13 protein-coding genes and 2 tRNA genes are annotated in these 13,286 nt (G+C 53.5%); 1 reads left to right on the top strand and 14 read right to left on the bottom strand.

The features are described 5' to 3' along the window. Positions 1–91 precede the first annotated feature (91 nt). The 9 genes from LVJ83_RS08820 to LVJ83_RS08780 all read right to left on the bottom strand — a co-directional run bounded on the left by LVJ83_RS08820 (position 92) and on the right by LVJ83_RS08780 (position 9,900). Positions 92–1,282 (bottom strand): NAD(P)-dependent alcohol dehydrogenase, encoded by a 1,191-nt coding sequence (locus tag LVJ83_RS08820; RefSeq protein WP_244784145.1) that lies wholly within the window; start codon positions 1,280–1,282, stop codon positions 92–94. A gap of 141 nt (positions 1,283–1,423) precedes the next feature. Then, positions 1,424–2,188, bottom strand: coding sequence for an SDR family oxidoreductase (locus LVJ83_RS08815; protein WP_034616152.1), 765 nt, complete (start codon positions 2,186–2,188; stop codon positions 1,424–1,426). A gap of 246 nt (positions 2,189–2,434) precedes the next feature. After that, positions 2,435–3,382 (bottom strand): aldo/keto reductase, encoded by a 948-nt coding sequence (locus LVJ83_RS08810; protein ID WP_244784144.1) that lies wholly within the window; start codon positions 3,380–3,382, stop codon positions 2,435–2,437. 358 nt (positions 3,383–3,740) lie between these two features. Then, positions 3,741–5,798, bottom strand: a complete 2,058-nt coding sequence (locus LVJ83_RS08805) for a TonB-dependent siderophore receptor (RefSeq protein WP_244784143.1) — start codon at positions 5,796–5,798, stop codon at positions 3,741–3,743. 515 nt (positions 5,799–6,313) lie between these two features. After that, positions 6,314–7,306, bottom strand: coding sequence for an aldo/keto reductase (locus LVJ83_RS08800; RefSeq protein ID WP_244784142.1), 993 nt, complete (start codon positions 7,304–7,306; stop codon positions 6,314–6,316). A 19-nt stretch (positions 7,307–7,325) separates the two neighbouring features. Further along, complete coding sequence (locus LVJ83_RS08795) at positions 7,326–7,976, bottom strand: NAD(P)H-dependent oxidoreductase (RefSeq protein ID WP_244784141.1); 651 nt, start codon at positions 7,974–7,976, stop codon at positions 7,326–7,328. A 117-nt stretch (positions 7,977–8,093) separates the two neighbouring features. Beyond that, positions 8,094–8,819 carry a putative quinol monooxygenase gene (locus tag LVJ83_RS08790; protein ID WP_244784140.1) on the bottom strand — a complete coding sequence of 242 codons (726 nt, stop codon included), beginning with the start codon at positions 8,817–8,819 and terminating at the stop codon, positions 8,094–8,096. Further along, positions 8,816–9,400: an NAD(P)H-dependent oxidoreductase gene (locus LVJ83_RS08785; protein ID WP_244784139.1), complete on the bottom strand. Its 585-nt coding sequence runs from the start codon at positions 9,398–9,400 to the stop codon at positions 8,816–8,818. Before LVJ83_RS08785 ends, LVJ83_RS08790 begins: the two co-directional genes overlap by 4 nt. A gap of 143 nt (positions 9,401–9,543) precedes the next feature. Further along, positions 9,544–9,900: a DUF1330 domain-containing protein gene (locus LVJ83_RS08780; RefSeq protein ID WP_244784138.1), complete on the bottom strand. Its 357-nt coding sequence runs from the start codon at positions 9,898–9,900 to the stop codon at positions 9,544–9,546. Positions 9,901–10,076: 176 nt separating this feature from the next. Here LVJ83_RS08780 and LVJ83_RS08775 point away from each other — a divergent pair, with 176 nt between their 5' ends. Continuing rightward, the gene (locus LVJ83_RS08775; RefSeq protein ID WP_244784137.1) at positions 10,077–10,985 is read left to right on the top strand and encodes a LysR family transcriptional regulator; all 909 of its coding nucleotides are present in this window, start codon (positions 10,077–10,079) and stop codon (positions 10,983–10,985) included. A gap of 5 nt (positions 10,986–10,990) precedes the next feature. Here LVJ83_RS08775 and LVJ83_RS08770 read toward each other — a convergent pair whose 3' ends face one another. From LVJ83_RS08770 to yaaA, 5 genes are all read right to left on the bottom strand, one after another. Next, positions 10,991–11,392 carry a hypothetical protein gene (locus tag LVJ83_RS08770; RefSeq protein WP_244784136.1) on the bottom strand — a complete coding sequence of 134 codons (402 nt, stop codon included), beginning with the start codon at positions 11,390–11,392 and terminating at the stop codon, positions 10,991–10,993. A 14-nt stretch (positions 11,393–11,406) separates the two neighbouring features. Next, entirely contained in the window at positions 11,407–11,913 is a 507-nt protein-coding gene (locus LVJ83_RS08765) for a GNAT family N-acetyltransferase (protein ID WP_244784135.1), read from the bottom strand. A 217-nt stretch (positions 11,914–12,130) separates the two neighbouring features. Beyond that, positions 12,131–12,221: transfer RNA gene (locus LVJ83_RS08760), tRNA-Ser, on the bottom strand. 93 nt (positions 12,222–12,314) lie between these two features. Further along, a tRNA-Ser gene (locus LVJ83_RS08755) sits at positions 12,315–12,405 on the bottom strand. A gap of 94 nt (positions 12,406–12,499) precedes the next feature. Beyond that, positions 12,500–13,279: a peroxide stress protein YaaA gene (gene yaaA / locus LVJ83_RS08750; protein WP_244784134.1), complete on the bottom strand. Its 780-nt coding sequence runs from the start codon at positions 13,277–13,279 to the stop codon at positions 12,500–12,502. Positions 13,280–13,286 lie beyond the last annotated feature (7 nt).

The raw sequence follows: 13,286 nt of genomic DNA, 5'->3' as shown, positions 1-13,286 counted from the left end.
GTTTCACAAAGCCATACCCGTTCAAAAAAACAACCAGGCTGTGTTGGCACGGCTTGCGGGCTTGTTTGAATAAAGGGCATAACGTTTTTTATTAAAAAGTGGCGGCATCAATCACATAGCGGTAGCGCGCTTTTTTGTTGACCACATTTTCCCAGGCATCGTTGATTTGTGCCGCGCTGATCATTTGGATCGTGGGGCGGATATTGTTGGCAGCGCAATAATTCACCACTTCCTGCGTTTCCGGAATGCCGCCGATAAGCGAGGCGTTGAAGTTGACGCGCGATTGCGACAGAGCAATATTACTCAGTGTGATATTAAACGCATCAGGCATCCCCACCAGCGTGAAGCTGCCGTAAGGTTTGACAGTGGCGGCATAAGCGGCAACATCAAATTGCACCGGCACGGTGGCAATCATGTAATCCAACCGGCCTTTATACGGCTGCAATTTGTCTAGATTATCGACCACAATCACTTCTTTGACACCAAAGCGCCTGATATCGCGTACTTTTTCCGGAGAAGTGGTAAAGGCATACACTTCTGCGCCTTTTGCCGCGGCCAGTTTCACCGCCAGATGCCCCAAGCCGCCGATACCGACCACGCCGACTTTGTCGCCGGGTTTGATATCGGCTTTCATCAGCGGAGAATACGTGGTGATGCCGGCACACAGCAACGGCGCAGCTTCTTCCAGCTTGATGCTGTCGGGAATGTGTACGGCGAAATGGTCGCGCACCACGATGTTGGTGGAATAACCGCCCTGGGTGATGCCGGAGGGCGAGGTTGGGTCGGGGTAGCCGTAGGTAAACACAGTGGCGTTGTTGTCGCAATGTTGTTCCAGCCCGGCGAGGCAGCTTTCGCAACGCATGCAGCTGTCTACCATGCAGCCCACGCCGGCGCGGTCGCCTACTTTGAATTTGGTCACATTTTTGCCCACGGCGGCCACAATGCCTGCAATCTCATGGCCGGGCACTTGCGGATATTGCTGCTGCCCCCAATCGCCTTTCATTTGATGGATGTCGGAATGGCAGATACTGGCGTATTTCACGTCAATCAAAATATCGTTATCACCCACTGCACGGCGCTCAAATATCCATGGGGCGAGTTTGCCGGAGTTGTCAAACGCGGCATAACCTTTGGCGGTGATCGGGCGGTAAACCGGGGCGGCAGATGCATGACCCCCGCTAACCGTCTGCGCCTTGGCAGCGTTCAACAGCATGCCTGCGCCGGCAGCCAAGCCGTATTGCACGAATCTGCGGCGGGAAAAAGAATGGTTAAAATCGTTCACAACAGGCTCCTTATCAGATAAATAGAGACGCCGGCATCATCACAAGCAGGCCGTCTGAAAACATGCAGTCTTGTTCACGAATATTGCCTGATTTTGCCGGCAATCATATTCAGACGGCCTGAAAGGGCGATGGCTGAGCGGTTAGCGCATAATCAAACCGCCGTCTACAGAAATCGATTGGCCGGTGATGTAGCCGGCTGCATCGCTGCACAGCCACAGCACCGTGGCGGCTATTTCTTCCGGCCGGCCGTGGCGGCGCATCGGCACGTTTTCCAGTATTGCATCCAGCGCGGCTTGCTGGCCGCCTGCTACCATCTGCTCCGCCATCGCCGTCCAAATCAGGCCGGGGCATACGGCGTTGATGCGAATGCCTTGTTCGGCGTATTCCAGCGCAGCGCTTTTGGTAAAGCCCAACACACCGTGTTTGGCAGCGTGATAAATGCCGCGTTGCGCACCACCGACCAGGCCACCCAACGACGAGCAGTTCACAATCGCGCCACTGCCTTGCCGGCGCATCTGTTGCAATTCAAATTTCATGCAGCTCCAAATGCCGCGCAGATTGACACCGGTAACGCGGTCATAATCTTCGGCACTGGTGTCGGCAGTATCCGCCAGCACGTTTTGAACACCGGCATTGTTGTATGCCGCATCCAGCCGCCCGAATTCGGCCACCGTTTGCGCCACCATAGCCTGCACTTCGGCATCTTGGGAAACATCGCAGCGAATCGCCAGCGTGCGGTGGCCTTGTGCCGCCAATTCTGCCGCAGCCGCCCGCACGGCATCTTCGTTCCAGTCGGCCATTGCCACTGCCGCACCGGCTTCTGCAAATGCTTTGGCGGTTGCCAAACCCAAACCGGAAGCAGCTCCGGTAACCAATGCCACTTGATTGGAAAATGAAATATTCATGATCATCCATACCTTTAAAACGTGAAAAAATGCAGCGCCATTGCGGCTGCCTGCTGTTGAATTATTAAAAGTATGATACGCCGCAGGCAGTCGGGTGCATTATCCTGTTTCTCGGTGTTTTTTGCCTGATTCTCCAAATCAATCTATAGTTGTATCTGATGGATGGGTATGAAAACCGGTTGGCGGGCTACATTTTATCTGCCGCGCCGTCCTTTGCTAGGATACCCTAGGATACCCTGGAAACGCTTACGCCATCGTCTGTTCCCACGCGCCTTTGGTGTCGACACCGGCATCGGCAGCCAAGGTTTCGAGCACGCTCATTTCTTCGGCACTCAGGCTGATTTGGGCGGCAGCGGCGGCATCGCTGACATGGTGCGGCTTGGTGGCGCCGATCAGCGGCAGCGTGCCTTTGGCAATTGCCCAGGCGATGGCGATTTGTGCGGCGGAGGCATTGTGGCGGCTGCCGATTTCATGCATGGCATCGGTTAAGGTTTCGAGTTGCGGCAGAATAGGGTTATAAGTAGCAGCGCGGCCGCTGCCTTCGGGCAAGGGGTTTTGGCGGTTGTAGCGGCCGGATAACGCACCTTGTTCCAACACCATATAGGCGAAAAAGGTAATGCCGTTGGCCTGGCAGTAATCGAGAATGCCGGCTTGTTCGGAAGCGCGGTAGAGCAGGCTGTAGTGATTTTGCACGGCAGAAATTTTGCAGTCTGCCTGCGCCAGTGTGTCGTTTACCAGCCTGATTTGCTCAAGATTATGGTTGGATACGCCGAAACGCTTGATTTTGCCGCTTTTGAGCAACGGGATAAATTGTTCGGTCCAGGTATTGACTGCGGTAGGGTTGTGCACCCAGTAAACATCGATATAGTCGGTGCCCAAGCGCTCGCAGCTGGCGGCCAGCATATCGGCTACCGGCGTGGCGGAAGCGGTGTCGGCAATATTGGGGGTGAATTTGGTCGACAACAGCAAATCTTCGCGCGCATAGCGGCGGGTTTGCGCGCCCAAGGCGGTTTCAGACGTGCCCATGCCGTAAACAGCGGCGGTATCCCACAGGTTCAGCCCCTGCTGCATGGCGGTGTCGAACACTTGCTGCATCTGCTCATCACTCAAATGATTGCCGAATACCTGATCGCCGCCGGCAAAGCCTGCGCCCCACGACCAAGTGCCTAAAGCGATTTTGGGAAGATTGTCCATTTGTCTGCTCCTTGAATATGGATATCAGGCGGCCGATCCGTCTGAGAATGCAAACAGTATAGACATTTGGCTTGATGTATATAAGACCGTGGCAGCGACCGAAATATTTTCCAAATAAGAAATAATGCCCATTCACAAAAATAAGCTAACCGGGCAAGCCAACGCCGTTAGTTTATTTTTGTGATTGGGCATAATCCGCCTTAAGCCTTTGTGGAATACTTTTTTATTTAAAAAACAACAATATCATTATTCTGGTGCATTAAAAAACCTTTCAGACGGCCTTGAATATGATGAGGCCGTCTGAAAGGTTTTTTTACACTGCGGTAAGCAGGTTTTGCTGAAAACCTACTGCTGCCGGTTAAAACTTGTAATTAACCGCTAAGCGGAAATCACGGCCGATGCCCGGCAGGGTTTCGCCGCGTTGGCTGTGCGGGTAGTAAAACTTATTGAACACGTTGTTAACTGAGAAATTCACGTTCAAAGTGTCTTTGCCCAGCGGTTTCCAGTTAGCAAAAATGTCGTTGACGTTGTAGCTTTTACGCTCAACCGGTGTCAGCGTGCCGTCATTGCGTTCACGAACCAATACTGAGCCGCCGGCTTTTTGAACCGTGCGGTTTTGCCAGCCGATTTCCAGATTGGGTCTGGCAAAGCGGTAGGCTACGGAAGCAGTCCAAGTGCGGCCGACTTGTACGGCAAACTCGGGGTTGGCGCTCAACAGGTTTTCCGGGTGGGTATCGTAAATACGCGGTTTGCTTTGTGCCACGCCGATTTTGGTAATCAGGCCGCCGGTGCGGTAAGACGCGCCCAATTCGTAGCCGCGGTTTTTAATGTAACCGGCATTGGTGATTTCACGGACACCGGAAATGGGGTTGCCGTTGGCATCATGACGTTGTTGCGGACCCGCTACAGCATCTTTGATGGTCTGCCAGAAGTAGCTGCCGTTGGCGGCAAATGCGCCGTTGTTGTAGTTGAAGCCGATTTCGGTATTGCGTGCGCGTTCGGCTTTGGTGCCGTCGGCAATCGAGGTAATCGAATTGTTTCGGCCATGTGTACGCAACGCATCATAGAGGCGTGGGCTGCGGGTGGCGTAGTTGTGGCTGGCGCTGAAGCTGAGTGTGTCGAGCGGCTGCCAAATCACGCCGACGCTCGGATTCACTGCGCCATCCGATACCGATTTGCCGTCATGGGTTTTCAAATTAAAGTGGTCGTAACGCAAACCGGTGGTGAGGGTAAAATCGCCGATGTTGTTAATCGCTTCCACATACACGCCGGAGTCGGCTTTTTTCGGATTGGTCAGTGTGTAAGCAGTGCTGAGGAAAGCATGCGGTTCGATTTCTTGATGACGGTAGTTGATGCCGTATTTCAACAGGGTATGCTCGCCGAGGCGGCTGTCGAGGCCGACATTGGCGCCTTTGGTGGTGATGGTGGTGGTGGTTGGGCCGGCAATACCGCCTGCATAACCGTTGCCGCTGTCATCGGCGGAATAGCGCTTGTTTTTCATCAGATAAGCGTTGGCAGTCAGTTTTTCAACAAAGCCCAAATCGGTGGCTGTCCACTCCAGGTTGTTGTTTTCCAACGTAGTTTCACGGTAAGCCGGTGATTGGCGTGCCAGGCTCAGACGGGGATTGTCGGTAACGGCAAATTCTTCACGCACCAAACGGTCGCCACGGTGTTGGTCTTGCATGCGGCTCAATACCAGTCGGTGGTTGCCGAAGGTTGCGCCCAGTTTGGCCAAATAGCTGCGTTTGTCCAAGCCGCTGTAGGGTACGGTTTTGCCGCCGTTGTAATTGGTAAAATCCTTGCCCGGTTTGTAATCGTCTTCATTGTTGCGGCTGTAAGAGAGCAAGCCGTCGAAATTGCCGGCGCGGCCGAACACGCTGGCGCCGTAAATGCGGCCGTCGTTGCTGGAATAGCCGCTATTGAGGCGCACGCCCCAGTTTTTATCCAAATCTTTGAGCAAGTCTAAAGCATCAACTGTTTTGGTAATAATCGCGCCGTTGGTGGCACCGATACCGGCGCTGGCCGAACCTGCACCTTTTTGTACCGATACGATTTTCACCAATGCGGGGTCAATAATAAAGCGGCCTTGGTGATACAAAAATTGGCTGTCGGAATAGGCGTTATCCACTTTGATATCAACAGAGTTTTGCCCCATGCCGCGAATGGTCAGGAATTGCGAAGTGCCGTTGCCGCCGCCGAAATCAATGGCGGGCTCTTCTTCCAACAAGCCGCGCAAATCGGTGGCCGTGCTTTCGTCTTTTGCTTGCAGCGTCACGACATTGGTGCGCACTTTCGCGCCTTGGCGGTCGCCGACAACCGTTACTTCTTCCAAATTTGTTGTCGGTGTTTCAGTATCGGCCCAAGCCGATACCGCAAATACGTTGCTGATTAAAACAGCCAGTATGGTTTTCTTCATTTCTACTCCGCATCACTATTAATACAAATTAAATAAGGATTATTAATAATCATTCCTGTTGATGCGCGAAATGTTAATGTGAGATGGTTTTTTTGTCAATAAAAATCAATTTTATTTGAAATATATTAAGATTTGTTGTTGGAGAACCAACATTATGGTGATATGGCCATCCGTATTTTGGGCATGGGTATAATCGGATAGGCAGTATCGGTAAACCCTAAAGGCCGTCTGAAATTTATTTTCAGACGGCCTTTAGGGTGTCCTGATGTGTCATTTATGGAGGGATTTTTGTTCCTGAAAATGCAGATGCCAGGCAAAAAACGCAGCAAGATTGGGCATCTTGCGAGGCTTTTTAACGCGGCAGATGCGTTTTCAGGGGCAAAATACACCCGCAAATCGACACATTCAGGGCACCCTAGTGTTTAGTAGAGGGCTTTTCAGCTTGAAAATGCTTCATCAGTCGGAATCAGGTTGCGAGGCGGTTTCAGCGGGCATTTGCAAAAATCTCGGCTTTTTTAGAATGTGGAAAACCGCTGTTGTTTGTCGAGCTTGCTGATGGCGGCCATGTCTTCATCGCTCAGGGCAAAATCGAAAATATCGATATTTTCGCGGATATGGGCGGGGTTGGCGGAGCCGGGAATGGCGATGTTGCCATCTTGCAGATGCCAGCGCAACAGGATTTGCGGCGGTGTTTTGCCGTGTTTCTGTGCCAGCGCAACGATGGTCGGGTCGGCAAACAGTGTGTCTTTGCCGCCGCGCCCGTAACGGTCGCGTCCGCCCAGCGGATACCATGATTCGAGCACTGTGCCGTAGCGGGCAAAGAAGGGTTTGAGGTTTTTCCATTGGTTATACGGATGGGTTTCGTTTTGCACCACTGCGGGGGGAATGGTGGCGGTTTGCATGATTTGTGTGAATTCTTTTTCGTAATAATTCGATAAGCCGATGGATTTCACTTTGCCGGCTTTTACGGCCTGCTCCATGGCCCGGTAGGCTGCTTGGTCGTGCGGGGCGGGGTGGTGCAGCAGCAGTAAATCGATATAGCCGGTATCGAGCCGTTGCAGCATGTTGTCGATTTCGGCAGCGGCATTGGGGAAATCGTTCATCCATAATTTGCTGGTGATAAAGATTTCTTCACGCGGTATGCCGGAGGCTTTGACGGCGCGCCCGACGGCGGCTTCGTTGCCGTAGATGTGGGCGGTGTCGATCAGCCGGTAGCCGTTTTGCAAGGCATGGCGCGTGGCGCTTTCGGCTTCTGCATTGCTCAGGGTAAACATGCCGATGCCGATAATCGGCATGTCGCGGCCGTCGTTTAATCTGACGGTGCGGCGGTTGAAATCGAAGGCGGCTGCCTGCCCCTGCGGCGCGGCATTGCCGGTTGTTGTGGTGCTGCGGTTGCGTGGTGCGCACATGACCAGCGGGCTGAGCGCCACGCCGGCGCCGATGAGCGAGGAGGCCAGTAAAAAACGGCGGCGGCTTAAACGGGTGTGCGGGTTGCGTTGGTCGTTCATTGTATACTCCTTTGGCGGTTTACCGGCTCAAACGTTCAATCAGTTGCTGCTGATATTGCGGCAATCGTGATGCGCTCACATTTTGAAACGCCAGCGGCGGCAGGTAAATCATGCCGGTGTGGGCGGCGCTGGCTTTCATCGGTGCAAACACATCGGCCAGCGGTATGCCGATACGCCCGGATGGGCCGTAGGTGCTGTCGCCGCCGGCGGCAGTGGTAACCAGCAGCATTTCTTTGCCCTGCCACAAGCCCGGCCCCACGCTGCCCCATACATCGTTCAGATAAGCTTTCATCATCGGCGGAATATTGAACCAGTGGGTGGGAAACATAAACACGATGCGTTCGTGCTGCCGGGTCAGCTCGTATTCTTGTTGCGCATCGATGGCGCGGGTGTCGAAACCATAGAGGGTTTCCAGATTGCGTACGGTAACGCCGCTAATACTTTCGGCAGCCTGTTGCAGGCCTTTGGTCATCACGGAGCGCTCGGGGTAGGGGTGGGAAACATAGGCAAGGGTTTTTTTCACGGCGTTTTTTTCCTGTGTGTCTGTTTGTGGTGCGGGTGTGTTTCGGGTATCGGGCGGCGTATCGGAGGCGCCTGCGGCCACCAGAGCGGCGCCGGGAACGGCCAGCGCCAGCCCGGCTTTAATCAGATTGCGTCGGTTAATCGGCATCTTATGCTCCTTTCAAACAGTTTGAAGTTTCGGCTACAGCGCTTACTGCGGTAAGGCCGTCTGAAATTATATTCATTCACAACAGTAAGTTAATCAGGCGGGCCAACGCCGCTTGGGTTATTTTTGTGAATCACTATGAAACATCAGCCCGCCTTTGTTCGCCAGCATCACGGCCTTAATCGGGATAAAGGCTTTGTCTGTGCTCATGTCTGCCGTGCGGGCGAGATAATCTTGAAAATGCGGCGTGTTGCGGTGTTGCTGATACGCTTGGGCATCGGCATAGATTTCCAGAAAATACCATTTCAGCGGCTCGGCCTGATCGGTGGCGGCATACATTGCCAATACGCCGTCTTCCACTTTGAGCGACTGCGCCATTTCAGGCAAAACCACAGCGGCAAATGCGGCGGCGGCTTCGGGTTTGAGCGTAACGGTAACCAGGTTTACCTGCATGTTTTCCGTTAAGCGCAAGGGAGCGGTTTTTTCGCCGAGAAATTGCGGCACCAAGCCGATGCGTTTTTTGTGTTCGGTGAGAATGTGCGGCGATTGTTGTAAAAAATGCTGATATTGCGGCGATTTTAAGTGCGCTTGATAGGCGGATTCATCGGCATAGATTTCAAACATATAGGCCAGATTTGCATCATCGGCATGGCGCAAAGCATGCATCACCAGTGTGCCCGGCTCGCCGTTAATCGATTGGCGGATATTGTTTTCGCCTACCTTGTTATATTCGGCCGGCCTGCCCGGTTGCACGCCCAGCTCAAACAAGTTCACCACGGGCGCGGCTTGCGCGGCAACGGCGGCGGACAGTGCGGCGGCGCTTATCAGGGTTTTTAATCGTTTCATGCGGCGGCCTCTTGATTGATTAAGGTGCGGATTTGCGCCGCCAGCCGGCCGGCATGCGCACGGGCTTTGTGTTCGACGGCTTCACGGTCGGCTTCGCTGCTGACACCGGGCACATACATAATGTCGGTTGAATATACCGGCGGCTGCCAATCCATGCTGCACATCACTGCGCTCTGGCGTAAGGGCGGCAGAAAATCTTCTACCGGATAATTCATGGCTTCGCCGTATTGATAGGCGGCGGCAGGGGCGCCGGCGGTAAACGAGACAATCAGCTTTTTTCCTGCCAATGCGGTACCGTTGCTGCCATAGGCAAAGCCGTGCAGATAAACGTCATCGAGGTATTTTTTCATCAGTGCAGGCAGGCTGTACCAATAAAAGGGAAACTGCCACACTACTACATCGGCATCCAGCAGCGCGGCCTGCTCGGCGGCAACGTTGATTTGAGAGTCGGGGTAAAGTTCGCCCAACAGGCGGATGTGCGCGGTGTCGCCCAGTGTTTGCCGCAAGGTTTCGATAATGGTTTGATTGGCGGTGGATTGGTGCAGATTCGGGTGGCCGCATACGATTAATGCTTTGCTCATGATTTTGTTCCTAAAGAAAAAGTGTTGCTATAGGGCAGAGTATAGCGGAGCGCGCAGGCGGTTTTTAGAGGGCATCCGGTATAAACATTTTTTCTGTTATGGAAATAATCAGGCCGTCTGAAAGCTTTCAGACGGCCTGAGATTTATTCTTCCAAACCTTCCACAATATACGTGCGCGAATTGCCGGCGCGTTGGCGGATGGGGATGATTTGCTGATATGCGGGCGATTGATACCAAGCCTGCGCTTGGGCGAGGCTGTCGAATTTAATCATCACCAGGCGCCCCTGCACACCGAAGCCTTCTTTCACATCGGCTTCGCCGCCGCGCACGATAAAGCGGCCGCCGTAGGGCTTGAAGGTGTTTTCGACTGCGGCGCTGTAGGGGCGGATGCTCTCGTTTCCGGCGGGCTGGAATTCGGCCACATAATAAGCCGGCCGGGCAGCAGCGGCGAGGCCGGAGCAGGTCAGCAGGGCGGCGGCTAAGAGGAGTTGCGGTTTCATGGCGTTCCTTTGCTTGTTGACAAACCATGGGCATAACAGCGGGCATGAAATGCATGCCGCCGCTCAGCCCGTTTCTTGATAAATGTGTTGGTGCATAGTATAACAAGCCGGTGAACGGTGTTTAGATGAAGATCGGATAAAACACTTTTTCGTAAAAGTGAAGAATAGGAGCGGTTATGAACAGCGCCATTTACGGCCAATTAACGGTATTTCAGGCGATTGTTGCCGAGGGCAGTATTTCGGGTGCGGCCCGCAGGCTGGAAACCACAGCGCCTTCGGTCAGCAAATCGCTGAAACTGCTGGAAACCCATATCGGCCTGCCACTGTTTCACCGCACCACCCGCAAAATCGAGTTGACCGAAGCGGGCAGGCTGTTGCAGGAGCGTACGGCAAATGTTGTGCAATCATTGGTTTCGGCAGTAGAAAGCGTGCAGGATTTGGGCGGCAACCCTGCCGGCAGCGTGCGAATGACTGTGCCGCGGTTTGCCTTTCAAAGCATTATCCGGCCGCATTATGCTGAATTTTGCCGCCGCTATCCGCATGTGCAGCTGGAAATCTCGGTAAACGACGGCACGGTGGACATTATCGAGCAAGGCTTTGATTTGGGTATTCGTTTCGGTGATACGGTGGGTGAAAATATGGTGGCGCGGCGGCTGAGCGAGCCGGTGATGCAGGGTTTGTATGTGTCTGCGGATTATCGGGCGCAATACGGTTTGCCGCAAACGCCTGCCGAATTGAGCAATCACCGTCTGATCGGCTACCGCTTTATCACCGCCAACCGGATATTGCCGCTGGTGTTGGATGATAAAGGGCAGGATTTGACGGTGGATATGCCGGTTTCGGTCATGGTTAACGATATTGAAGTGATGAATGATGCCGTGAGAAAGGGCTTGGGTATCGGGCGCATTTTCGATTTAACATGGCGGCTGTTGCCCGACCGTGAAGATTTTATTCCCGTGTTGCAGGATTATTGGCAGCGCTATCCGGCCGTGTATCTTTATTATCCGCAGCACAGCCAAAAAGCGCGGCGTATCGGCGTGGTGGTGGATTTTTTAACGGAAAAAGCCGCATCGGACGGGGTGTAAAGTCATCAAGCCAGCCGTTGCCGGGCAAGCCTGCGGATAAAAACATAGGCAAGCGCCAAAACGGCAAGCTGGATGATGGGCGCGCAAAGCAAATCTGCCGCCAGCCACGCGGCTAAAAGCGCTGCCGGTGTGGCGGTGATGGCCGCCAATACTGCCAGCAGCACACAACGTTGCACCACCAATTCAGGCCGGTCGGCATCAAAATGAATCAGTTTGAACAAACGCAGCAGCGCGGCCGCCAGCACGGCATTGAGCAGCAGCGCCGCCACAGCGCCCGCCGACGCCGCCAAGCTGTGGCTGTTGAACAAAGCTGCTGCTGCCAGATTGATAAGCAGGGAAAGTGCAAACACCGCCACAGCAGCGTTTTTGCGTAATTGGTTATCGGATGAGGGGTGCGGGGTATTCATCAATGTTAACTGCCTTATAAGGCTTTGCCGTAAATCACAATATCGGCAAGCAGGCCGTCCATGTCGGCCACTTTCGGCAGTCTGCCCCAAAGGGTGTAGCCTGCGCGTTCAAACAGGGTAATGCTGGGCGGATTGTGGGCAAAAATCATGGCCATGATGCTGCGGATGCCCAGCTCGGGGGCGATGCTTTCCATGTGTTGGAGCAGCTGTGCGCCCAAGCCGCTGCCGCGATGGTTTTCATGCACATAAATGCTGATTTCGGCAAAAATATCATAATCGTGCGGCGCATAGAAATCATTGAAACTGGCCCATGCGGCCACTTCGCCATTGTTGTTTTTGGCGGCAATAATCGGGCGGTGCGGCCGTTGGTGGCTTTCAAACCACGCCCGGCGGCTTTCAACACTGACCGGCTCCCGTTCGCCGGTTACCCGGCGGGAAGGGATGGTACTGTTGTAGATGGCAACGATGGCGGGCAGATCAGCGGCATCGGCACGGGTAAAAGTGTAGTCTGGTTCGGTCATAAAGCAGGCTTGAAATACACGTGATTTTTCAAATATATAGTGGAATAAAGAAAGAAGTGATACCAGGCAGCGAGCCGCAGACAATACGGTTAGTACGACAAGGCGCCGCAACGCCGCAGCACTTTTTTCTCCATTTCACTATAACATACTGCGGCATATTTGCTGCGGTATATTTGAATAAAGAAAACCCGCCGTTTTGCCGGCGGGTTTTCATGTTTGGCGGAAGCGGTGAGATTCGAACTCACGGAGGGCTATCAACCCTCGACGGTTTTCAAGACCGTTGCATTAAACCGCTCTGCCACGCTTCCTGTTTTTTTATACCGCTTCATCAAAATAACCCGACTGTGTGGTGCTGCCCGGCCGGTTTGTTTTATGAATGGGTATGAAACCAGTTCAAGAATTGGCGGAAGCGGTGAGATTCGAACTCACGGAGGGCTATCAACCCTCGACGGTTTTCAAGACCGTTGCATTAAACCGCTCTGCCACGCTTCCGTTTCTTGAAGACGGGCATATTAGCTTAAATTGCTGCTTTTGCCAAGCAGTTTGCCTGTGATTGGTTTTAATATTTTGTTTTTATTGGCATCGTTTATTTTTGCTGTTCGGCGCGCAAAAACACCCACTCGTTTTCTGATGACGCGGCTTCATTGAATGCATAGCCTTCGTAATCAAAATTTTTGAGCGCTTCAGGCTCGCTGATGTTGTGGTCGGCGGCATAGCGCACCATCAGGCCGCGCGCTTTTTTGGCGTAGAAACTGATGATTTTGTATCGGCCTTTTTTTTCATCTTTAAACACCGGCGTAATCAGGCGGGCTTGGAGCTTTTGGGTATCCACCGATTTGAAATATTCTTGCGAGGCGAGGTTGATTAAGGTATCGCTGCCGGCTTCGGCAAGGGTTTGATTGAGCAGGTCGGTGATGCGGCCGCCCCAAAATTCATACAGATTTTTGCCGCGCGCATTGGCAAACGGCGTGCCCATTTCGAGGCGGTAGGGCTGCATCAAATCGAGCGGGCGCAGCAGGCCGTAGAGGCCGGAGAGCAGGCGCACATGGTTTTGCAGATATTGCACGCCTTGCTCGGGCAGGCTTTGGGCATCGATGCCTTCATAGACATCGCCGTTAAACAGATAAACTGCCTGTTTGGCATTTTCGGGTGTGAAAGGGGTTTGCCAGGCGGCATTGCGCTCGGCATTAAGTAGCGCGATTTTGTCGGATACATGCATCAGCGCGGCTAAATCCTGGGGTGCCAGCCGGCGCAGCTCGGCCATCAGTTGTTCGGCTTCTTGAATCAGCGCGGGTTGGGTGTATTGCGATACCGGAGCCGGGTCTTTTTCATTCAGGTTTTTGGCGGGCGACAATACGAAAAACATAACGGGC

The organism is Uruburuella testudinis, from assembly GCF_022870865.1.
Lineage (GTDB): Bacteria > Pseudomonadota > Gammaproteobacteria > Burkholderiales > Neisseriaceae > Neisseria > Neisseria testudinis.
This window is presented reverse-complemented; position numbering and strand designations above follow the sequence as displayed.